The sequence below is a fragment of the Ectobacillus panaciterrae DSM 19096 genome (assembly GCF_000430785.1).
GTDB classification, from domain to species: domain Bacteria; phylum Bacillota; class Bacilli; order Bacillales; family Bacillaceae_G; genus Ectobacillus; species Ectobacillus panaciterrae.
The window spans coordinates 37,602-58,201 of the sequence record NZ_AUMR01000003.1 but is presented as its reverse complement, the minus strand read 5'-3'; the positions used below and the strand labels follow the sequence as shown (position 1 = coordinate 58,201).

Sequence of the window (20,600 nt, the reverse complement as noted above, 5' to 3'; positions counted from 1 at the left end):
GTGTTTACGGGGTTTTAAATTTTGCTTTTAACGCTTTTTCAACTGCAGGGGGAACAAGATCTGTGACATTTGCTCCATACTTCGCCACTTCCTTGACAATGCTTGAGCTCAAGAAAGAATATTGATTGTTCGTCATCACGAAAAACGTTTCTACATCTTCTTCGAGCTTGCGGTTCATGGCAGTGATTTGCATTTCGTATTCAAAATCAGAAACTGCGCGAAGACCGCGCAGGATAGCGTTTGCATTTTGCATTCTGGCGTATTCAACAAGCAGGCCGCTGTGAATATCTGTCTTTACATTCGGTATATCCTTTGTCACTTCCCGAATCAGTTCTACTCGCTCCTCCGCTGTAAACAGCGGTTTTTTCGAGGAATTGTTCATAACTACAACATACACTTCGTTAAACACTTTTGCGCCCCGTTTAATGATGTCCACGTGTCCGAGTGTAATCGGATCAAAGCTGCCTGGACAAATTGCTATGCTTGCCATTCGTTCTCCTCACCTTCATGCTCATAAATTGAGATGGCCGTTATGCCGTAATTTTCATATCGTGTTCGAGTGAAACTCCCTATTTTCTCGGGAAGTTCTGCATTTGCTGTGTGCTCTGCCATAATGACTCCTGTATCGTTCAGCAAGCCATGCTGCTCAATGACACTTATTAAAGATACTATTTTTTGATCTTTGTAAGGCGGATCTAATAAAATTAAATCAAAGGAAAGTTCGCGCTTAATGAGAGCCTTCAAAGCTCTCTCCGCATCGTTTTTATAAACTTCCACCTTGTCTGTCAGTCTGCACGTTTCTGCATTTTGCCGAATCACCTGCACGGCCTTGCTGTCACGGTCTACAAATATTGTTTTATCCATACCGCGGCTTAACGCTTCAATGCCAAGCCCACCGCTTCCCCCGAACAAATCAAGAGCCAATCCTCCTTCAAAATAAGGACCTATTATATTAAAGATTGCTTCTTTCACTTTATCGGTTGTCGGACGTGTCGTGCTCCCTGGTACAGCCTTTAATGGATGTCCTTTGCATGCGCCTGAAACTACTCTCATATTTATTCACTACCTTTTTACATTAATCCTTTCTAATCCTAACATAAAACAGAAGAAAGAAAAACATCGTCAGGAAAATTTGAATGCTTATGTATATCTTGCATGCAACTGGACATAAATAAGGTTAACAACATCGCTTCCGATGTTGTTGCCAACCGCGGAGAAGACTTACGTTTCCCCATAAGTTCTTCCTCCGGTTTCTCCTCTCCCTTTGCCTTCTTGCTAGTGTTGCACTAGATTAAGAAGGACCCTGCTTAGGCAGGGGTTTTTTTATGTTCATTTTCTTTTTATTGTTTAGGTGGTAAAGTTAAGAGAGAGGAGGAGGAAATAATATGATTCAACGCTTTATTGAACTGGGAGAAGGATACTCAGACTTATATGAACTTTTAGAGATTGCGAAAGCAAACCATCACCGCTTAGCGCATATGCTCCGATTCAATACGATAAAAAATAATCGTGAAGTATGCTCGCTCGCCGTCGTCCTTCATCCGACGAAGCCAGGTGACTTTCAGCCGCTCTACATATGCCGGGAAGGAATCCCTGTATTAAAAGATAAACAAAGCAAACGTGTTCAATTATTTGAAGAAGCCGCAAAAGAGCTCGAGAAAGAAATTACAGTCTTCACAGTAAAACCATCCGACACATTTGCCGAAACAGCGCTGTACTACAGCCACCTAATCGGAATCCTGCGAATGAACCGGTTTATCCCGCCAATGCAATAAGAAAAGCGGAACCGGCTCGTTCAGGCGCAGAGACCAAGGTTCTCCGCCCTAAAAGGCGTTTTTTTGCCTTTTTGCGGTGGAGGTTCTTGGACGGCAGCGCCTAGCCGGTGGAGCTAGACACCACTAAAAGCGGAACCGGCTCGTTCAGGCGCAGAGACCAAGGTTCTCCGCCCTAAAAGGCGTTTTTTTGCCTTTTTGCGGCGGAGGTTCTTGGACGGCAGCGCCTAGCCGATGGAGCTAGACACCACTAAAAGCGGAACCGGCTCGTTCAGGTGCAGAACCAGAGGTTCTCCGCCCTCAAAGGCGCTTTTTTCCTTTGTGCGGTGGAGGTTCTCTGGTGGCAGCACCTAGCCGGTGGAGCTAGACACTACCAAAAGCGGAACCGGCTCGTTCAGCTCCGGAAGACAGAGGTTCTCCCCACAAAAAGGCGCTTTTTGCCTTTATGGGGGGAGGTTCTCTGACAGGAGGAGCTTGCCGGTGGAGCTAGACACCACCAAAAGCGGAACCGGCTCGTTCAGCTCCCTTATTAATCAAAAAACAAGCCCTCCGCTAGCGGGGGCTTATTTAGTCTATCTTATAATCATACTCTTTTGCACGATCAGGCTTTGAGTTTTCAAATTCCGTCTTCAAAAACGGTCTATATGACGGCTCTACTCGTTTTACAAACGGAAAACTGTTCAGCTTCTCCATTAAAAAGTCAATTTGGCTCATATCACAATATAATACAACATATTTAAATCGTCTGGATATATAATGAATGTTGCCGTATTTGCGAAGAAGCTTTGCATGCTTTAAAGAATGCAAATATACGATAATGCCTTGTCGTTGTCCAAACATACGATTCTCCTTTAGATGAATAAGGTTGTCCTTCTTTTATTTTACGAAAAAGCGAGGGGAATTTCATGGGTTTAGATGAAATTTGGAAAGTTTTTTTACAGGAACTGCAGTAGCATCCGTATATTGATATATGCTATAAAAAACTTGTTGTTGGTCTTTCTTTCTTATATATATGCAGTTCACAAGGTGTTCAATCCTTGCAGCACACCATAGCTCAAATTTCAGCACTCGCTATGAAAGGAAAGCGCGTTCATGCAGAATGTATTTTTGTTCGTCAAGAAAATACACTGTTTGTGTTCCGGTATCGCTTTTATGTGCCGCAGCAAAAAATGTTTTGCTGTGGCAACCTATGCATCGACTGTATCCGCTTTCGTACAGAGCATTGAAAAACGGGGACCCATGTAAGGTTACCCCGTTTTACGGCAGCCACAGCTGCCTCCCGTGCCGCAGCCGCCGCTGCAGCCGCCGGCAGAATCAAAGAAAGGATTTCCGGTAGGCACTTTGATATATGGTGAAATTTCACGGCCAATGCTTACACTTACATCGTCAAGCAGCTTTTGCATCTCTGTCTCAGCCTTTTTGAATGCCGCAATTGTATCATGCAAGTCCACTTCACGCTTGAGCTGTCTCATCTCTTGCGTTACAGACGTATAATCGGGATGATATTTCCCGAAACGCTGCACTTCTTCATAGCGATCCTTCATTTTGGTAAATTGCTGAATTAAATCTTGTGCTGCTCTATCTTGCTTTAATATATCATAGCACAGCCGATAATGCTCGGCTGTCTCAGACTGTATAATCATGCGGGCTAGCTGTTCCGCTTCTTCTAAAATTAACACGCTCTCAAGCGTAGCTATTATCATGTAGGACACCTCCGAATATTTATCATATCATATTTGCCGGAGAAGTCATAATTCCTGCTTTCACCAATTACACAATATGCTCCGCTATATTATAACGTCCCACTTTCCATGCTTCTTCATTTAAACAAACATAACTGATGCATGCATTTTTAAGAGGCGTTTTAAAATGAATTTCCTCCGGATGAATTGCGTGAAGAATCGCTTTTATAGCATGCGAATGTGCAACTATAATAACACGTTTTCCCTCGTGTTTTTTCGCAATGTCACAAAGTGCAGAGAAGCAGCGTTCTACAATTTCTTCATCACTTTCCATTCCTTCTACATCCCCCGCCGCAATCATCTCTCTCACGTGTACAATCGGTTTGCCGGATGCATCGCCGAAGTTTCGCTCCACAAAGCGTTCATCCAAATGTATGATATCAATCCCAACAGCATCCGCAATCATTTTGGCCGTTTCATGGGCCCGTACTAATGGACTGCTTATAATAGCGTCCCACTTTTCTTGACGAAGCAGGTCTGCACTTTGTCCCGCTTGTATCCTTCCAACTTCATTTAAAGGGATATCTTCTCTCCCTTGAATGATTTCTTGAAAGTTCCAATCGGTTTGCCCATGTCGTACTAAACAAATTTCCGTCATGCTGCTAGCTCCTTTTTCTCGTAGTCATCTTCTATTGTAGCAGAACTTTTGCATGACGGATACAGTTTTGCAGTTACAGACCGTTTTGCTGCTTCATGTATTGAAACATTTCAACCATAATAGATGCCATAGCAAGCTGGTTTTGGAATTTGGCTACGCGGTCTGGAATTGTTTTTCGATAATATTGCATCGCTGCCAGCTCAAACGTGTCCCGTTCTTCAGGATTTCTTGAAAGCTTACGATACCAGTACGGCTGTTCACGTATGAATTTCTGCAAATCCTCTTGGGATCGCACATATTCCATGAGCTCTCTTCTCACTCTACCCCTCCTAATCCTTTTGGAAGAAAAACGGGTTATTTTGCTGCTGTGGCTGCTGGCTTTGTTTTGTATTATTTCCTTGGAATTGCTGGATTACCTGCTGCACACTGCCGATGGTATTTGTAACATTCGTTAAATGATATTGAACTTGATCCATATTGATGTTTTTAATCAGTGACATCACTTGGCCCACGAAGTTTTTTTGCTCCCCAGATTCATTTCCTTGTGCAGCTGCCACAGCTGTTTGATCGCTTCCTTCCGTCCGATAAACATTCCATATCTCATCATTCTCTCCAAGTAAGTACCATTCTTCATAAAACTGCTGCCACGTTTTGGCGCCGCTGCGCACCTCTTGAATCATTTTAGGGTGATTTCGCACAAATTCCTTGAATTTTTGGACGGAAGGATGCGATTGTCCTTTTGTCATAGTCATTGTGATCACCTCTCCTCGGTTATATTACATTGTAAGAAAAAATGAGGCATATGGTTCGCCTATTTTCAGGCGAACCATATGCCTCATTTTTGAATAAAGTTTTGTGTATAGTATTTGTCATATACGCCTACACCAAGACCTGTAAATTGCGAATTTAATACATTTTTACGGTGTCCCTCGCTGTTCAGCCAGCCTTGCACTGCCGCAATGCCGTCCGCATAATTAGAAGCAATATTTTCTCCAGCTGCCCGGAACGGTACGCGTCCTTTGTTCAATCGATCACCCAGCGTTCCGTATGTAGGAGACTGATGTGCAAAATAATTAGATTCCTTCATATCCTTACTGTGTAAATAAGCTACTTGTGCTGTTTGTTCATCCCAAGATAATAACGGTAGTTGATGCCGGAGCCGAATAACATTTGTTAAATCCAAAATTTGTTTCGCATTCGCCTGTTCTACTTGCCCAAGACGTTCCGGCGGCAGCGCAGAAGGCTCCAAAAGCTGACCTGCATATACGAGCTGATAAGGACGCTGTTTTAATAATGTTTCTTCATCCATATATCGAATGCCTGATAGCTGTCTTGTAAATTTATCGAAGTATAATTGGGCCCAGCCGTTCTTCAATGTAATCAGCGGCTGTTCATTGAGCTCAGATTCTGATAATTCAAACTGATAGCTACTGTTGCTTCGTTCTAATGCTACTTCGTAAGAAAATGGATATTGGGCGTATATATCGTTATATTTTTCGCTTATTCGAAACGGAGATATGTCTACATTCTCTCCCGCAACATAAATTGTAACAATTTTATGATTCAAAACTCCGAATTGCACGTAATTCTTTAAATTTTGATTATAAATCCACCATTCGTAATCGTAAGCAGACGGCTCCATACGGGCGGGCTCTCCAAACTGCGCGAGCAAGCTTTCTGTCTCCCCTCCCAGCAGACGTGATACGGTTTGCGCGGATGTTTGTTCAATTTTGTTTTTCGGCTGTGATTCCATGATTTCTTTATGCTTCTTTGTTCCTTGTGACAATTGATTAATAATAAGTTTTCCGTACAAATTCACAAATAAAAGAAGGGCTGTCAAAAGCAAAATCTTAAGAAGTTTTTTCAATCAATATGCCTCCTGTAACCAGCATGACTAATACATGATACGAATAGAGCATTGTATATTACGGTACTCTCAATATATCATATTTTGTTGCGTTGAACAGATATTCCCCCTGCTTTTCCAAAAAGCTTTTTTATTTTATAATTGATTGCGCTTTCTTATTATTCGTACTATTATAAATCTAGATATCACTTTAATACTAAGGGGGATATGTATGAGATTTGAAGGTACAGAATTAGATGGCCAAGTGGTGGACTTCACTCGTCTGACTGAAGTTATGAGTGAGTACGGCTTTGTTTTAGCAGGACAATGGGATTATGAGCGCGCTACATATGATTATAAATTTGAAATGTTAAAGGATGTATATTATTTACGTGTACAAGCTTATGCTGTAGAGGGCGACATCGGCGGCCGTCATGCCCGTGTGAAGCTGCTTACGCCGCTTCTTGGCAAGCATTACTATCCGCATGGTGTGGAATACGGAGAAGGCGAGGAATTTCCACACGGCGTTCTTCAAAAAAGCAAGCAATTATTACATAACGTAAGCGAAGCTTTAAAAGCTCTTCAAGCAGAATAAAAAGAAAAAGGTGTATCAACTAGGATACGCCTTTATTATTTGCTCTACTTTTACATGAACGGCCTTAACCTGAAGCCCTGTTATGAATTCCACTTCTTTTTTTACATGCTCCTGAATGAACTGACATGTTCCCAAAATAGAGACGTTATGAAATAACGCTACTTTCACTTCAATGATAAGCCCCTTTTCATCATATTGAAGAAAAATCCCCTTTTCTCCCCTGTTTTTCCCGACAGCTTTATATACTGTTTCAGAAAGCGGGGAAATCGTTTTGGCTACTCCTTCTACTTCAGATACGACAATATAAATGAGCTCTGCCAAAGTCCGATCTGTTATGTGTAAAGCACCAAACGGCAGCATTTTCTGTATATCCATCTTCGCTCCTCGCTTTACTTTTTCTTTATCATATGTGTAGTCGAGGCAATTGGGCACAAATATACAAATCTTTTTCTGTTCTTATGTGTAAAAGCGGTAATCGGACTTCACTTTCTTATTATGTTCTATTTAGAAGAGAGATAAGGAGGAACGCTGTAGCTTTGAGCTTTATCTTTTTCCCGTTCTTCTCGCACCCACTTAAAGAAAACATAACCAATCATTGTTCCATATACAATCTCCTGAATAATCTTCATAACAATGCCGCCTGCCTGCTGATCCTCCAGTACCGGTATCCAATGGAGAAAATCAGGACCGGTAAGATGCAAGGAAGACAATGTGTCAGCAGGGACACAAAGCTGCATGGCCTGCATCCACGCTTGCGGGTCGGTGTATGTCATAAATAAAGGCTCACTGGCGAAAATGATTAGAGCACATGCAGGGGTAAGCAGCATACCATTTGCAAATATGTAGCCAATTTTTTTAATTTCACTTAAGGTTTGATTGCGCGGAAGCGGATTCAATACAGGCCACCACATCATAACGGAGGTGAAAAATAGTACAGCTAAAGTTAAAGGATGCAAAAGCTGGCTTTGCTTTACTGTATCAAACACAACAGGCAAGTGATAAATGGAAAATAGTCCGTTAAATACAAAAAGAGCAATCAGAGGCTTGGCAAAGCTTTTCAGAATAAGCTGTACAAGTCTATAACTGACGATATGCGCAAGAAGCCATGTCGGTAAACCCAATAAGAGTAGGGGCGGTACTGCAATGAACATAATAGCCATTTCAGCCATATGGGCACTGAAAATGATATGCCCGAGTAAATCAACAGGTCCCCCCTTTACAAGATATAAAAGAACAATGCCGCTCGTAAAATAAAACTGCTGCCTTTTGCTTACTTTCTCAGCATTAGGAAAACGAGTGCGGTACTTCCCAATGATTAGAAAATATGCAACTAAAACAGCAAGCATAAAAACGAAAAACACAGGGCTCCATAATGCTTCAAATCCGAAGATCCATAGGTTGCTCATGTTCACACGCTCCCTTTTCAGTAAGATATACTGCTAGCACATAGTAAAGCGGGGATTGATCGGCATCAATCCCCCTTGTTCCTAAAGCCATACAATTGTCATAAACGTTAGTACTGTAAGAAATGCCACTGTAATACCAGCGTATAAAAACAAAGTTGGCGCCTCATGTCCTTTATGGCTCATATGCATGAAATAGTAAAGCTGGAAAATAACTTGCACAACAGCAAGCAAGAGAATAAACGGCACAGAGAAAATCGGCGTGAACGTTTTTGGATAAGCAACAGCCAAAAATGCCACAATTGTTAAGAAAATCATTAAAGCAAACGTAATCAGTTGATGCTTCATTTCCTCCGCATTTCTCTTTCTGCGGTAAGCAAGATTTACTTTTGGATTTCCGCTAGTCGTTTCTTTCATCGCCATTGTTTATCCCACCATTCCCATTAAATATACTACAGTGAAAATAAACACCCAAACTACGTCAATAAAGTGCCAATACAGAGAAGCCACATAGTATTTTGGTGCGTTGTAAAGGTTTAACCCGCGCTTTGCATTGCGAACCACTAATGTTGTGATCCAAAGCAATCCGAAAAATACGTGTGCCCCGTGCGTGCCGACGAGTGTATAGAACGCAGAACCGAATGCGCTGCTTCTCATCGTAAGCTTGAATTCATGGATATAATGATTAAACTCGTAAATTTCAAGCCCCAGGAAGCCTGCCCCAAGCAATACTGTAATAACAAACCAAAACTGCATCTTCTTGAAGTTAAAGTTTCTCATATGATAAATTGCATACACGCTCGTTAAGCTGCTCGTTAATAGAAGCATAGTTGCTACGAATACGAGCGTAATCTCAAACATATCCTTTGTTGTCGCTCCACCGTTTGTGGAGTTTTTCAAGGATAAGTACGTTGCGAAGAGAGAGGCGAACAGAACCGTCTCTCCTCCTAAGAATAACCAAAATCCTAAAAATTTATTTTTCCCCTCAAGGGTTGCTTTTTCCGCTTCAGCCGGGAACGTTTCAGCCGTTAATCTTTCTTCTGCGTGCATTATGCCTTAACCCCCTTGTCATCATCTAAATCTTCCTTATGGATATGATAACCGTGGTCGTCAATAACAGAACGTAAGAACATGGCACCAAGGGTTATCCCTAAGCCGAGCAGCGCTACAACTAACCATAGCTTCTCCTTGCCGCCTTCCATATACATAGCTCCAAATGCAGCTACAAACAGCCCAAATGAAATAACAAACGGTAAGAACGAAGAATTCGGCATATGGATATCGCCTACTGGTTCTGCTGGTGTCACTTCGTTTTTACCTTCCATTTTTTCGATCCAAAGTGGATCTAAACCGCGTACAAACGGCAATTGTTTAAAGTTATATTCGGGGGTCGGACTTGGAAGAGACCATTCTAATGTACGACCACTCCCCCATGGATCACGGCCGCATTGCTTGCCGGATACGGTTGTTTTCACAACGTTATAAAGTAAAACAATTACCCCAAAAGCCATGAAAAGCGCTCCGACGGAACTAATCAAGTTGCCGGTTTCCAATCCTTGACCCGGAAGGAATGTAAAGTAACGGCGAGGCATCCCCATCAAACCGAGGAAGTGTTGAATAAAGAAAGTTAAATGGAAACCGATAAAGAATAACCAGAATGATATTTTCCCTAATGTTTCATTTAGTATTTTGCCAAACATGAGCGGCCACCAGTAATGTACGCCGGCCAATATACCTAATACTACCCCGCCTACGATAACATAGTGGAAATGAGCTACTACAAAGTAGGAGTCATGGAATTGATAGTCTGCAGGGGCAGACGCGAGCTGGATACCTGTTACTCCCCCCATTACGAAGGTAGGAATGAACGCAACCGCATACAGCATCGGCACTGTAAAGCGGATGCTGCCGCCCCATATTGTGAACAGCCAGTTAAAAATCTTAATCCCTGTCGGAACAGCAATTGCCATAGTGGCTACCGCAAAGATAGAGTTCGCGATGGGACCTAAACCTGTTGTGAACATATGGTGAGCCCATACCATGAATCCTAAGAATCCGATTAATACAGTCGCAAACACCATGGAAGAATATCCGAATAGTCGCTTTTTTGAGAATGTTGCGAGAATTTCAGAGAAAACTCCAAACGCCGGGAGAATTAGAATATATACTTCCGGGTGTCCGAAGATCCAGAATAAATGCTCCCAGATAACCGTGTTCCCGCCAAGAGCCGGGTGAAAAAATTGTGTTCCAAATAAACGATCTAATCCTAAAAGCGCCAATCCTACTGTTAACGGCGGGAAAGCAAACAAAATAAGTGCGGATACAACAAACGCTGTCCAAGTAAACATCGGCATGCGCATATATGTCATACCCGGGGCACGCATATTAATGATAGTTACGAGAAAGTTAATTCCCCCGATTAATGTACCGATACCCGAAATCTGAAGACCTAGTATATAGAAGTCTACACCGTGCGTTTTAGCTGTAAGAGTCAATGATGCATAAGAAGTCCATCCTGCGTCCGGTGCTCCTCCCAAAAACCAGCTTAAGTTCAGAAATACGCCTCCAAAGAAGAACAACCAAAAGCCTAATGCGTTTATGAATGGAAATGCCACGTCACGGGCACCGATTTGAAGCGGTACAGCTGCGTTCAACAGTGCAAATATGAGCGGCATCGCTGCCAAGAAAATCATTGTCGTACCATGCATTGTCATTACTTGGTTATATGCGTCTCCTACCAGAAAATCATTGTTCGGCACAGCCAGCTGATAGCGAATAAACAACGCTTCAAGCCCGCCGGCTACAAAGAATAATCCTCCTGCAATCAAGTAGAGAATGGCGATTTTCTTATGGTCTACTGTTGTTAAGTAATCCCAAAGCACGCTTTTTTTCTTCGCTACAGAACTCACGTTTTTACCCCCTCTTCCCCTTACTTCTTAACCTTCAAGCCTGACAGATATGCAGTAAGCGCATCTATTTGCTCGTCAGTTAAATTGCCATACTTTTCAGACATTAAATTGCCTGGTTTGACACTTTCTGGGTCTTTCAGCCATGCCTTTAAGTTTTTATCAGTGTGCTCTAAAACGCCGGCTACCATATCACGATCGCCGAAGTTCGCTAAGTTTGGTGCAACGCGTGCTGCCGGCGGACGAGCATCGTTTGCATCCACTGCGTGACAGCCTATACAGCTCTTTTGGAAAATCTGCTGACCTTCTTGCGCTTGTGCAGAAGCTGCCGGCTGCTTTCCGTCTTGCTTCTTCATAGCAGCTACCCAGTCTTTGTACTCGCTTTCATTAACGGCTTTAACTTTGAACTGCATCAGAGCATGAGAAGGACCGCAAAGCTCTGCACAAAATCCGTTGTACGTGCCGGCTTTATCAGCCTGAAGCCACATTGTATTTGTGTTTTCCGGGTTTGTATCCGTCTTCCCTGCCAAAGATGGAACCCAGAAGGAGTGCTTAATGTCAGCACCTTTTAAGTTTAAGTATATTTTCTTGCCTGTAGGGATAATTAAATCTTGTGAAGTAACGACCTTTTCATTTTTGTAAGCAAATTCCCACCAATAGAGGCGTGCCGTTACATCAATCACAACTGTATCCTTATCAAGCTGCTGTTTCTGTGCAGGTTTCACATCCGCAAGCTTAAAGGTATATGTAACTGTAGGAACAGCCAATACTAAGAGCAAAAGAATCGGGATGACTGTCCAAATAATTTCAAGCTTGTGGTTACCTTCTACCTGCCTAGGAATCACATGTTCCTGTCCTTTTTTCTGACGGAACTTCACAATCACGTAAATAAAGATTGCAGTAACAATTAGCACTACAAATACCATGATTGCACTTGATAACAGCAATAAATCATATTGCATCTTTGCTACTTCGCCCTGCGGAATCAAAGTAGATTGAAAGGCTTTACCGCATCCCCCTAACAGTAAAGCCAGCAAAGAAACAAGCGAGATCAGTCGCCACTGTTTCATCAAACAAACCCCACTTTCTTCGTTGATTAGATTTTACTTTATAGTAACCTAAAGTAAATCCCGACGTTGAAAATTTCCCCTTCCCCTTTTCCCCTTAAAACATGACAACAACAATCATGGAAATAAATAAGATTGTTAAATAGTTTAAGGAGTACACAAACATTTGAACGGACCACTTTATGTCGTCCTTCATACGGAATCCGTAGATTCCAAGTGCAAGCCAGCCGATGTTCAGCAAAGTTGCAATCACCACGAAAACAGTGCCTAAAGAATACATATAGAATGGAAGCGGCAATAAGCACGCAACCCAAATCACAATTTGGCGTTTTGTCATTTCAAAACCGTGTACAACCGGAAGCATTGGAATGCCTGCTTTGCGATACTCCTCCACTCGCTTCATCGCAAGCGCAAGAAAATGCGGAATTTGCCAGATGAACATAAGAAGGAACATCATCCAAGCAATGAAATGCAAATTGGCATCAACCGCTGCCCACCCCATTAACGGCGGAACGGCACCTGATACGCTTCCCACTACCGTATTCAGTGTATAGTTCCGCTTTGTCCATAAGGAATACAATACAACATATGTGAAAGTACCAATAAATCCGATGAATGCCGCCATCAGAGTTGTTAACAACAAGAAAGTAAAACCTAATAAAAGCAAAATGGCGCCAAATGCAAATACAAAGCTGCCTTTGAACTTTCCGGTCACTGTTGGACGATTCTTTGTTCTTTCCATCAAGTGATCAATATCGCGGTCAATGTAGTTATTCATAGTGCAAGAACCGGCAATAATAAGAGCGGACCCAAGCAGGGTATAAATCATTTTATCCCAGTGGTCGCTAAAGCTTAAACCATTAAAATGCAGAGCTAACCAAAAACCAGTAAATGCCGTTAACGAGTTGGAGTTGACAAGACCCATCTTCATCAGCGCGAACAAATCTTCTTTTAGAGATGTTTGCGGTATATCATTAACAGCTGGCTGCTCGTGCAGCTGACTACTAACTTGCCCCATTTTAAGAGCCTCCTTCAATAATGTTTCTATATTTGCTCAGCTTTAGTTCATTCCTTGCTCTATTATCTAGAGCTGAGCAATGGTGCACAAATGAAGCTTTCCCCTTCGTCTTTCACTTACAGAAAGGGGAATCTTCTTATTCAGGTTTATATAGCTATATTATTACAGTAGAGATGTTGTTTTGGAGATTACAAGAATCCTACTATAAACTTACTCGACTATATTAAAACATATTTCATTAAGAAATTGTGAAATAAACTTGAACTTTTTGTGTCGCTCCCTAACTTTTATGCTTGTACCATAATCATACCATGAAATACCTTTTTATGATAAAGCATTTTGTCAAATTTCGTATGCAATTGTTTCTATGATTGAAAGAATTGTTGGTTTTCTAACAAGAACATAATGTGTATTCTCTTATTTTTATGCACAATGACATGTGTCAAAATGGTGTCCGCTTGCATATTCCTTTGCTATTTTATTGGTTTTTATATATCATAGGACTGTGGTAAATTTCTTTTTATTAGGTGACCTATTTTACCAAAATATCGCAACATAACTTCATAGAGAAAGTAGGTGAAAAGCTTGCAACGATTCCTAAAATGGTTAGGGGTTGTAACCAGCTTAGATCTTTTGCTCGTTCTGCTTGGCGGAGCGCTAGTAACCAAAACCGGGTCAGGACAGGGTTGCGGTAAATCATGGCCTTTATGCCATGGCCAGCTTATTCCTCACCCATTAACATTAGACACTGTAATTGAACTGAGTCATCGAATTGTCTCTGGCTCTGCAGGCATTTTGGTACTTTTATTATGTGTACTTTCTTGGATTTACATTGGACATGTTCGTGAAACAAAGCCTTTAGCGATTGTGGCATTTTTATTTCTAATTGCACAAGCTCTTATTGGCGCTGCTGCAGTTGTATGGGGACAGTCTTCAACCGTGCTGGCGCTTCATTTTGGCATTTCACTAATTTCTTTTGCATCCGTCCTATTGTTAACGTTACTTATTTTTGAAGTGGATAAAAAATTTGATGCACACTCTTTAATTGTAGACAAGAAAATGCGATTTCATATTTTTGGTGTTACAATCTATAGCTATATAGTGGTATACACAGGCGCGTTAGTCCGCCATGAGAAAGCCAGCTTAGCTTGTCCAAACTTTCCTATGTGCAGCAAATTCAGTCCATTCCCCACTCAGTTTCATGAGTGGGTGCAGATGGGGCATCGCTTTGCAGCAAGTTTAATTTTTGTTTGGATTCTATATGCAACCATACTTGCAATTCGGCAATATAAGCAGCAGCGAGTTATATATTGGGGATGGATTATTTCCCTTATTCTTGTGACACTGCAAATCATTGCCGGCATACTTATCATTTATACAGAGGCAAGCTTATTTGTAGCTCTTATGCATTCACTTTTTATTTCTTGCTTGTTTGCGGTTTTATGCTACCTTGTCATACTTGCAGCAAGAGGAAGCTCTCGCTAGTCCCTATAAAAAATGCTCTATCCACAGCGGATAGAGCATTTTTTATTACTATTTTTCTTATTTAGTCAGCTCGATCAGTAAATCACCAGTTTGAATGGCCTCTCCATCTTTTACGTACACTTCTTTTACTACACCTGAAAACGGAGCTTGAACAGTCGTTTCCATCTTCATTGCTTCTGTAATGGCAACAGATTCTCCTTTTTTCACCTGATCCCCTGTTTTTACAAGGAGTTTAATTACAGTGCCCGGCATGGTAGCATTAATATGGTTCGGGTTATCACGGTCCCCTTTTACTCGCTGGGTAACTACCCCTTTAATACTTTCATCTTTAATAATGACTTCACGCGGCTGTCCATTCAATTCAAAATATACGACACGCGTTCCATCAGGCTGCGGTTCACTTACAGAAATGAGCTTCACGTTTAAAGTTTTTCCGCGTTCAATTTCCATTTCAGTCTCTTCACCCAAACGCATTCCATAGAAAAACGTTGGTGTATCTAACACGGATACATTACCAAATTTGTCAAATATTTTTTGATAATCCATGTACACTTTAGGATAAAGTGCGTATGACAGCATATCAAACATGGTAACTTGGCGATTTAATTTATGGAACAGCGTTTCTTGCAGTGTGCTAAAATCAACCGGCTCGAGCAACTCACCCGGACGAACTGTAAGAGGTTCTTTTCCTTTTAAAATAATGCGCTGCAGTTCTTTTGGAAAACCGCCGTAAGGTTGTCCTAAATATCCTTCAAACAACTCTACAACAGAGTCTGGAAAATCCAGCGTTTCGCCGCGCTCATAAATATCATCTTCTGTTAAATGATTTTGTACCATAAATAAAGCCATATCGCCCACGACTTTTGAAGATGGGGTTACTTTTACAATATCTCCAAACATATCGTTGACCCGGCGATACATTACTTTCACTTCATCGAAGCGATCGCCGAGACCAACCGCTTTTGCCTGTTGCTGCAGATTGCTGTATTGTCCTCCCGGCATTTCATGCATATACACCTCTGTATGCGGAGCATTCATGCCGCTTTCGAAGTGTGAATAATACTTGCGCACATCTTCCCAATAATGTGAAAGTTGTTCTAAAGCATGAATATCTAGATCCGGTTTGCGCTCATTGCTTTCTAAAGCATAGTAAAGTGTATTGGCACTTGGCTGTGAAGTTAGACCGGCCATAGAGCTGACAGCTACATCAACAATATCCACGCCTGCTTCAATCGCCTTAGTGTAAGTGAATATACCATTTCCGCTTGTATCATGGGTATGCAAGTGGATTGGAATGGAAACTGTTTCTTTCAAAGCAGATACCAACTCGTAGGCAGCTGCCGGTTTCAATAGCCCGGCCATATCTTTAATGCCAAGAATATGCGCACCTGATTCCTCAAGTTCCTTAGCTAAATTTTTATAGTATGTTAAATCATATTTGCTGCGCAACGGATCGTGGATGTCACCCGTATAACAAATAGTCGCTTCCGCCAATTTGCCGCTTTCACGCACCGCATCAATAGCCACGCGCATACCTTCTACCCAGTTTAAGCTATCAAATATGCGGAATACGTCAATTCCAGCCTGTGCAGAGGACTCAACGAATTTTTTAATGACGTTATCTGGATAGTTCTTATAACCAACTGCATTGGAAGCGCGAAGAAGCATTTGAAACAAAACATTTGGCATATGTTCGCGAAGCTGTAGCAATCGCTCCCAAGGATCTTCCTTTAAGAAACGGTATGCAACGTCAAAAGTAGCACCGCCCCACATTTCCATAGAAAACAGATTTGGAAGCATACGAGCAGTTGGTTCTGCAATTCGCTTCAAATCTTGCGTGCGGATACGCGTAGCCAGCAATGATTGATGTGCATCACGGAAGGTAGTGTCTGTAAGCAGTACGCCCTTTTGTTCTTGTACCCATTTCACCAAACCTGCCGCGCCGCGTTCTTCAAGAATTTGCTTCGTTCCTGGTTTGATAGATTCCGAATATTTAAGCTTCGGCATGCGCGGCTCTGGGAAAATCGGTTTTTCCTTTTTCCCGACGCCCGGAAAACCGTTGACTGTAACAGACCCGATATACGTAAGCATTTTCGTACCGCGGTCTTTTCGTTTTGGGAAGACAAAAAGCTCAGGCGAAGAATCGAGAAAAGACGTATCATATTCACCTGATAAGAAATTCGGGTGTTTTACTACATTTTCTAAGAATGGAATATTCGTTTTAATACCGCGAATCCGAAACTCTTTTAGGTTGCGCTCCATCTTAGCTGCAGCTTGTTCAAATGTAAGCGCCCATGTTGTTACTTTCACAAGCAAGGAATCATAGTATGGCGTAATAACAGCACCTTGAAAACTATTTCCTGTATCGAGTCGTACACCAAATCCTCCGCCTGAGCGATACGCCATGATTTTTCCTGTATCAGGCATAAAATTGTTAAGCGGATCTTCCGTTGTCACACGCGACTGAATTGCGAACCCGTGCGTTACAATTTTATCTTGATGCGGAATCCCTACTTTATCGCTATGTAAATTGAATCCGTCGGCAATCAAGATTTGCGACTGTACGATATCAATACCAGTAATCATTTCTGTAATTGTATGTTCTACTTGCACGCGCGGATTTACTTCGATAAAATAAAATTCGTTATTTTTCACGAGAAATTCTACCGTTCCGGCATTCACATAATTTACATTTTTTGAAAGATGAACAGCAGCTTCGCAGATGCGGTTACGTAAACCTTCGGGTAACGAAACACTCGGCGCTACTTCCACTACTTTTTGGTGACGCCGCTGCACAGAGCAATCGCGTTCATATAAGTGCACAACGTTTCCATCATGGTCTGCGAGAATTTGCACTTCAATATGCTTTGGATTTTCTACAAACTTTTCTACATACACTTCATCATTTCCGAATGCGGCCTTCGCTTCGGATTTTGCCCGGTCATACGCTTCCTTTACACCTGCTGCGTTGCGAACAATTCGCATGCCGCGTCCGCCGCCGCCAAGGGATGCCTTAATAATGATTGGATAACCATGCGCTTCTCCGAATGCTTCAACCTCCGCCAAGCTCTCTACAGGTCCGTCGCTTCCCGGTATAATAGGAATACGAGCCAGCTGCGCTTGTGTTCTTGCTTTTACTTTATCTCCGAACATGTCCAAATGTTCACTTTTCGGACCAATAAAGATAAGGCCTTCTTCTTCACAACGCTTTGCAAAGTCGATATTTTCAGATAAGAAGCCGTATCCTGGATGAATTGCATCTACGTTATTACTTTTTGCAATTTCAATAATTCCTTCAATATCAAGATACGCATCAATCGGCTTTTTGCCTTCACCGACAAGGTATGCTTCATCGGCCTTGTAGCGATGATAAGATCCCGTATCTTCTTTGGAATAGACAGCTACCGTCCGAAGCCCAAGCTCCGTACAAGCACGGAAAACACGGATGGCAATTTCACCACGGTTTGCTACCAGCACTTTTTGAATTCTTTGTAGCTTTTTCACGATTCTCCCCCTCTTCTTTTACGACAATGACAAATATGAAACTATTTTAATTATCATAACGTATTTTTCAGAAAATGATAAGTATTCTGTATTATCTATTATACAAATTTAGTATAGCACACACAAACAAAAGTAAACACCATTCCGTATATCACATTAACATTAATATGATATACTATTTTTGTTTTAAGGATTTTCGTATAGTTCATTTATAAAACAATACGACTAATTTGCAATATTTTTCAAAAAATTATATATCCCTAACTAAAAAATATATAAAAAAGAACGCTGTTCATTTGAACAGCGCCCCTAATCGGCATTCATAAAATCTAAATTTTTTTCTATATTTATGAGCACAATCCTATTTCACTACAACAAGGTGCGGCTTTTGCGGCACAGTCTCCTGCTTCATTTCCTGCTTCGTTTCCTGCTCCTTTACCCGCGCAGAAATGTTGAGAAGCAATCCCACCGATGCCAAATTTACAACAAGGGAGCTTCCGCCAAAGCTGATAAACGGCAACGGAACTCCTGTAAGAGGCATCATTCCTGTAATACCCCCAATGTTTACAACAGATTGAATGGCAATCATACTGCCGATACCGACTGCAATCATGCTTGCAAACGGGTCACGGCTCTTTTTTGCAAGCTGGAAAGCACGAAGGATAATAACAAGCAAACAAATAAGTACAATCGCTACCCCAAGTATACCGAGCTCTTCTGAAATAATTGCTATAATAAAGTCAGTGTGAGGTTCCGGCAAATACCCGCTCTTTTGTATGCTGTTTCCGAGACCTGCCCCCTTTACGCCGCCAGAAGCAATAGCGATAAAGGAGTTGATGAGCTGCAATCCCGCACCCGTCGGATCAGCAAACGGATTGATGTATGCAGTGAAACGGGACACTTGCACCTTCGTCAGCTTTGCCGCCGCTACGAAATATAGTGTAGGTCCCCATATAATAGAAGTTAACAAAACGCGCTTAAACAGCTGCTCTACCGAAATACCGGAACAAATCGTCATCATTATAATGACACCTGCAATAAGCATATCCGTCCCGAGATCCGGCTGCTTATAAATAAGCGCGAATACTAGAATTAAATAGAAGCCAATGCCACCGACGCCCTGTATGTATGATTCATTCAATTCCTGTTTTTTTGCATAAAATCGTGCGACCACTAAAATAACGGCCAGCTTTGTAAATTCTGCAGGCTGAATTCCAAACAACCAGGATTGTGCATTATTGACTGTAACGCCTATTTTTAATACTAAAACCAGCAAAACGATCGTAACACCATAAATAAAAAAAGCAATCCCTCTTTTTTTCAAAATAGCATAACGTAATCGAAACATGATAAGTAAACCAAATAGTCCTACTCCCATGGCTCGCAGCTGCGACAGAAAAAAATGATTGCTTGAATATCCGTATTTTTCATATCTCGTAATCGCAACGATTGAGCTGGCGCTGTATACCATAATCACTCCGATTGTGCATAGCAAAATAAGCGGAAGCACCAAAGAGTAATCCAAAGACTTCCATGCTTTTTTCATATCGAATCCTCTTTCTCCCTTAATATTAATTCTTTTATTCCATATGCACCCGCTGTCTTCCTCCTCATAAATGTGAAAACAGTGTTTCATTGCATAAAAAAGCTCAAACCTGGTTAGTTTGAGCCCTCTATGTGAACCCGTTATTGTTTCTTTGTGAATGCCTCATGCAACGCAGAAAGCTCGCGCTCCAATTCGCCGAGAATCTCCTTGCCCTGCGCTTCTTCAATTAATCTAAGCCGAACGGCAAAGTCGACTTCGCGAGACAATCCGAACATTTGGGTATCTAATACCTCTTCATATAACGGACATTGCGGCATGGTCAGATGGTCCATTTGCACCTTAATAAGTTTTAAAATTTTCTCTGCATCAGCTTTTAGAAGGGCAAGTGCCTTTTCCTGATGATTCGTTACTGTCTCAGACGCCAAATTGATTCCCTCCGTTTCCGTTCAACTCTCCTATCCTATCTTTTAATATTAAAGATAGTTTTGACAAATTGCAATAAAAATATTTCCTTTATGCGCCGTAGGTGACAATGCTTCGTGCCACCATTATACTGAATAGCAGGAGCATAAAACAAATGGGGGATATTGCTATGAACAACATTTTATTTATTGACGGAAAAGTAACGTATTCCATTACACTTGATCCCGGCGTTTGGATTTTTGATGACAGGAAAGTAGACTTGCTTACCTACTTTCAAACATCGCATGAAGACTACGACGAGCTTGAAGAGTATAAGAAAAAGGTCTCTAAGCATTGGGACCGGGAAATTCGGGAGGGTGCCATTTTTCCTCCTGTGAATAAAAGCATTTCAAAGTTTGAGAAGGAACGGATTATTACAGGAACATTCGGTATGCCGCTTCGGCCTTTTTTAGCAAATGCTGATTTAGAAGAAGGTGCATCGAGAGTAGAAATCCATACAGAAACGGATACTTACACAATTTCTTTGGAAGAGGCAATGCACGCCATCCTTGGCTTCTCAAAGGACGGCAAGCCGTTAAAAGAAGACGGCCCTGTGCATTTTTATTTCGGTGACGGCAAAAACATAGATGCACCGATTAAACAGGTGCGCCGATTTACAGTACTATAATAAGAAAAACGCCCTGTTTCGGGCGTTC

General features: G+C 41.7%; 22 protein-coding genes. 4 read left to right on the top strand and 18 right to left on the bottom strand.

Going from position 1 to position 20,600, the window contains the following annotated elements; all coding sequences use genetic code 11:
- Positions 1–4: 4 nt before the first annotated feature.
- Complete coding sequence (gene coaD, locus H540_RS0100370; protein ID WP_028398898.1) at positions 5–490, bottom strand: pantetheine-phosphate adenylyltransferase; 486 nt, start codon at positions 488–490, stop codon at positions 5–7.
- Positions 478–1,053, bottom strand: coding sequence for a 16S rRNA (guanine(966)-N(2))-methyltransferase RsmD (gene rsmD, locus H540_RS0100365; RefSeq protein ID WP_028398897.1), 576 nt, complete (start codon positions 1,051–1,053; stop codon positions 478–480). Before rsmD ends, coaD begins: the two co-directional genes overlap by 13 nt.
- A 332-nt stretch (positions 1,054–1,385) precedes the next feature.
- Here rsmD and H540_RS0100355 point away from each other — a divergent pair, with 332 nt between their 5' ends.
- Entirely contained in the window at positions 1,386–1,775 is a 390-nt protein-coding gene (locus H540_RS0100355) for a DUF7147 family protein (RefSeq protein WP_028398896.1), read from the top strand.
- A gap of 564 nt (positions 1,776–2,339) precedes the next feature.
- On the opposite strand, the gene H540_RS0100350 is transcribed toward H540_RS0100355, so the two are convergent.
- From H540_RS0100350 to H540_RS0100320, 6 genes are all read right to left on the bottom strand, one after another.
- Positions 2,340–2,612 carry a YlbG family protein gene (locus H540_RS0100350; RefSeq protein WP_028398895.1) on the bottom strand — a complete coding sequence of 91 codons (273 nt, stop codon included), beginning with the start codon at positions 2,610–2,612 and terminating at the stop codon, positions 2,340–2,342.
- A 407-nt stretch (positions 2,613–3,019) separates the two neighbouring features.
- Positions 3,020–3,475 carry a YlbF/YmcA family competence regulator gene (locus tag H540_RS0100340; RefSeq protein ID WP_028398894.1) on the bottom strand — a complete coding sequence of 152 codons (456 nt, stop codon included), beginning with the start codon at positions 3,473–3,475 and terminating at the stop codon, positions 3,020–3,022.
- A 67-nt stretch (positions 3,476–3,542) separates the two neighbouring features.
- Complete coding sequence (locus H540_RS0100335; RefSeq protein WP_028398893.1) at positions 3,543–4,112, bottom strand: histidine phosphatase family protein; 570 nt, start codon at positions 4,110–4,112, stop codon at positions 3,543–3,545.
- 73 nt (positions 4,113–4,185) lie between these two features.
- Entirely contained in the window at positions 4,186–4,431 is a 246-nt protein-coding gene (locus H540_RS0100330; protein WP_028398892.1) for a YlbE-like family protein, read from the bottom strand.
- A 10-nt stretch (positions 4,432–4,441) separates the two neighbouring features.
- Positions 4,442–4,864, bottom strand: coding sequence for a YlbD family protein (locus H540_RS0100325; RefSeq protein WP_028398891.1), 423 nt, complete (start codon positions 4,862–4,864; stop codon positions 4,442–4,444).
- Positions 4,865–4,947: 83 nt separating this feature from the next.
- Positions 4,948–5,979 carry a CAP domain-containing protein gene (locus H540_RS0100320; RefSeq protein ID WP_028398890.1) on the bottom strand — a complete coding sequence of 344 codons (1,032 nt, stop codon included), beginning with the start codon at positions 5,977–5,979 and terminating at the stop codon, positions 4,948–4,950.
- A 211-nt stretch (positions 5,980–6,190) separates the two neighbouring features.
- Here H540_RS0100320 and H540_RS0100315 point away from each other — a divergent pair, with 211 nt between their 5' ends.
- On the top strand, positions 6,191–6,553 hold the full coding sequence (locus tag H540_RS0100315) for a YugN family protein (protein ID WP_028398889.1): 363 nt from the start codon (positions 6,191–6,193) through the stop codon (positions 6,551–6,553).
- A 15-nt stretch (positions 6,554–6,568) separates the two neighbouring features.
- Here H540_RS0100315 and H540_RS31235 read toward each other — a convergent pair whose 3' ends face one another.
- From H540_RS31235 to cyoE, 7 genes are all read right to left on the bottom strand, one after another.
- Positions 6,569–6,928 carry an Asp23/Gls24 family envelope stress response protein gene (locus H540_RS31235; RefSeq protein WP_051316940.1) on the bottom strand — a complete coding sequence of 120 codons (360 nt, stop codon included), beginning with the start codon at positions 6,926–6,928 and terminating at the stop codon, positions 6,569–6,571.
- Between the two features lie 125 nt (positions 6,929–7,053).
- The gene (gene ctaG / locus H540_RS0100305) at positions 7,054–7,959 is read right to left on the bottom strand and encodes a cytochrome c oxidase assembly factor CtaG (protein ID WP_028398888.1); all 906 of its coding nucleotides are present in this window, start codon (positions 7,957–7,959) and stop codon (positions 7,054–7,056) included.
- An 81-nt stretch (positions 7,960–8,040) separates the two neighbouring features.
- Positions 8,041–8,379 carry a cytochrome c oxidase subunit IVB gene (gene ctaF, locus H540_RS0100300; RefSeq protein ID WP_028398887.1) on the bottom strand — a complete coding sequence of 113 codons (339 nt, stop codon included), beginning with the start codon at positions 8,377–8,379 and terminating at the stop codon, positions 8,041–8,043.
- 3 nt (positions 8,380–8,382) lie between these two features.
- Complete coding sequence (locus tag H540_RS0100295) at positions 8,383–9,006, bottom strand: cytochrome (ubi)quinol oxidase subunit III (protein WP_028398886.1); 624 nt, start codon at positions 9,004–9,006, stop codon at positions 8,383–8,385.
- Positions 9,006–10,865, bottom strand: coding sequence for a cytochrome c oxidase subunit I (gene ctaD, locus H540_RS0100290; RefSeq protein ID WP_028398885.1), 1,860 nt, complete (start codon positions 10,863–10,865; stop codon positions 9,006–9,008). Before ctaD ends, H540_RS0100295 begins: the two co-directional genes overlap by 1 nt.
- Positions 10,866–10,885: 20 nt before the next feature.
- Positions 10,886–11,935: a cytochrome c oxidase subunit II gene (gene coxB / locus H540_RS0100285; protein WP_028398884.1), complete on the bottom strand. Its 1,050-nt coding sequence runs from the start codon at positions 11,933–11,935 to the stop codon at positions 10,886–10,888.
- A gap of 91 nt (positions 11,936–12,026) precedes the next feature.
- On the bottom strand, positions 12,027–12,947 hold the full coding sequence (gene cyoE, locus H540_RS0100280) for a heme o synthase (protein ID WP_028398883.1): 921 nt from the start codon (positions 12,945–12,947) through the stop codon (positions 12,027–12,029).
- Positions 12,948–13,532: 585 nt separating this feature from the next.
- Between cyoE and H540_RS28640 the strand changes: the two genes are divergently transcribed.
- On the top strand, positions 13,533–14,432 hold the full coding sequence (locus H540_RS28640; protein ID WP_051316939.1) for a COX15/CtaA family protein: 900 nt from the start codon (positions 13,533–13,535) through the stop codon (positions 14,430–14,432).
- 57 nt (positions 14,433–14,489) lie between these two features.
- On the opposite strand, the gene pyc is transcribed toward H540_RS28640, so the two are convergent.
- From pyc to H540_RS0100260, 3 genes are all read right to left on the bottom strand, one after another.
- The gene (gene pyc, locus H540_RS0100270) at positions 14,490–17,936 is read right to left on the bottom strand and encodes a pyruvate carboxylase (RefSeq protein WP_028398882.1); all 3,447 of its coding nucleotides are present in this window, start codon (positions 17,934–17,936) and stop codon (positions 14,490–14,492) included.
- 361 nt (positions 17,937–18,297) lie between these two features.
- Complete coding sequence (locus H540_RS0100265) at positions 18,298–19,482, bottom strand: FtsW/RodA/SpoVE family cell cycle protein (protein WP_028398881.1); 1,185 nt, start codon at positions 19,480–19,482, stop codon at positions 18,298–18,300.
- Positions 19,483–19,622: 140 nt separating this feature from the next.
- Positions 19,623–19,907, bottom strand: a complete 285-nt coding sequence (locus tag H540_RS0100260) for an Fpa/YlaN family protein (protein ID WP_028398880.1) — start codon at positions 19,905–19,907, stop codon at positions 19,623–19,625.
- Positions 19,908–20,074: 167 nt separating this feature from the next.
- Between H540_RS0100260 and H540_RS0100255 the strand changes: the two genes are divergently transcribed.
- Positions 20,075–20,572: a molybdopterin-binding protein gene (locus tag H540_RS0100255; protein WP_028398879.1), complete on the top strand. Its 498-nt coding sequence runs from the start codon at positions 20,075–20,077 to the stop codon at positions 20,570–20,572.
- Positions 20,573–20,600: the final 28 nt, after the last annotated feature.

Bases quoted from the DNA above. Each gene is read 5' to 3' on its own strand.
- coaD (WP_028398898.1), bottom strand. From the start codon at position 490: ATGGCAAGCATAGCAATTTGTCCAGGCAGCTTTGATCCGATTACACTC.
- rsmD (WP_028398897.1), bottom strand. From the start codon at position 1,053: ATGAGAGTAGTTTCAGGCGCATGCAAAGGACATCCATTAAAGGCTGTA.
- H540_RS0100355 (WP_028398896.1), top strand. From the start codon at position 1,386: ATGATTCAACGCTTTATTGAACTGGGAGAAGGATACTCAGACTTATAT.
- H540_RS0100350 (WP_028398895.1), bottom strand. From the start codon at position 2,612: ATGTTTGGACAACGACAAGGCATTATCGTATATTTGCATTCTTTAAAG.
- H540_RS0100340 (WP_028398894.1), bottom strand. From the start codon at position 3,475: ATGATAATAGCTACGCTTGAGAGCGTGTTAATTTTAGAAGAAGCGGAA.
- H540_RS0100335 (WP_028398893.1), bottom strand. From the start codon at position 4,112: ATGACGGAAATTTGTTTAGTACGACATGGGCAAACCGATTGGAACTTT.
- H540_RS0100325 (WP_028398891.1), bottom strand. From the start codon at position 4,864: ATGACTATGACAAAAGGACAATCGCATCCTTCCGTCCAAAAATTCAAG.
- H540_RS0100315 (WP_028398889.1), top strand. From the start codon at position 6,191: ATGAGATTTGAAGGTACAGAATTAGATGGCCAAGTGGTGGACTTCACT.
- H540_RS31235 (WP_051316940.1), bottom strand. From the start codon at position 6,928: ATGGATATACAGAAAATGCTGCCGTTTGGTGCTTTACACATAACAGAT.
- ctaG (WP_028398888.1), bottom strand. From the start codon at position 7,959: ATGAGCAACCTATGGATCTTCGGATTTGAAGCATTATGGAGCCCTGTG.
- ctaF (WP_028398887.1), bottom strand. From the start codon at position 8,379: ATGGCGATGAAAGAAACGACTAGCGGAAATCCAAAAGTAAATCTTGCT.
- H540_RS0100295 (WP_028398886.1), bottom strand. From the start codon at position 9,006: ATGCACGCAGAAGAAAGATTAACGGCTGAAACGTTCCCGGCTGAAGCG.
- cyoE (WP_028398883.1), bottom strand. From the start codon at position 12,947: ATGGGGCAAGTTAGTAGTCAGCTGCACGAGCAGCCAGCTGTTAATGAT.
- H540_RS0100265 (WP_028398881.1), bottom strand. From the start codon at position 19,482: ATGAAAAAAGCATGGAAGTCTTTGGATTACTCTTTGGTGCTTCCGCTT.
- H540_RS0100255 (WP_028398879.1), top strand. From the start codon at position 20,075: ATGAACAACATTTTATTTATTGACGGAAAAGTAACGTATTCCATTACA.